General features: G+C 55.0%; 1 protein-coding gene. It reads left to right on the plus strand.

The annotated features are described in order from the left end of the window. A partial coding sequence (locus AC19YQ_RS24970; protein ID WP_500596187.1) for an IS630 family transposase occupies nt 1–693 on the plus strand: 693 nt, incomplete at its 5' end. Nucleotides 694–709 lie beyond the last annotated feature (16 nt).

A 709-nucleotide genomic window follows, 5' to 3' on the forward strand; every position in this document is an offset into this window, starting at 1 on the left:
TCGGATCTCAAGCCGCACCGACTGAAGACATTCAAGATCAGCAACGATCCGCACTTCGCTGAGAAGGTCATCGATGTGGTCGGGCTGTACCTGAGCCCTCCGGACAACGCCATGGTGCTGTCGGTTGACGAGAAAACTCAGATCCAGGCGTTGGATCGTACTCAGCCAATGCTGCAACTTCGGCCTGGGCAGATCGAGCGGCGAACCCATGATTACAAGCGCCATGGCACGGCGAGCTTGTACGCCGCGTTCGACATCATGACCGGTGAAGTAATGGGCCGGATTACCCAGCGGCACCGGGCCAAGGAGTTCCTGGATTTCCTCCGGCAGATTGATAAGAACACGCCTGCCGAGTTGGATCTCCATGTGATCCTGGATAACAGTTCGACCCACAAAACCCCAGCGATCAAGGCCTGGCTGGAAAAACATCCGCGCTTCAAGCTGCACTTCACGCCGACCAGTGCGTCCTGGCTAAACGCGGTGGAAGGCTGGTTTTCACAGCTGGAGAGACGCGCACTGTATCGAGGTGTCTTCACCAGTGTTACTGATCTGAAAGTCGCGATCCGCCAGTTCATTACTGCTCATAACGAGCATTCAGCCAAGCCGTTCAAGTGGACAAAGACCGCAGCGGCCATCATCAGCTCGGTACATATGGCAAAGCTGAGTGTGATGAAGAATAAGCTAATGAACTAACCGCTCGAGACACTAG

This window comes from Pseudomonas sp. MF06569 (genome assembly GCF_059862735.1).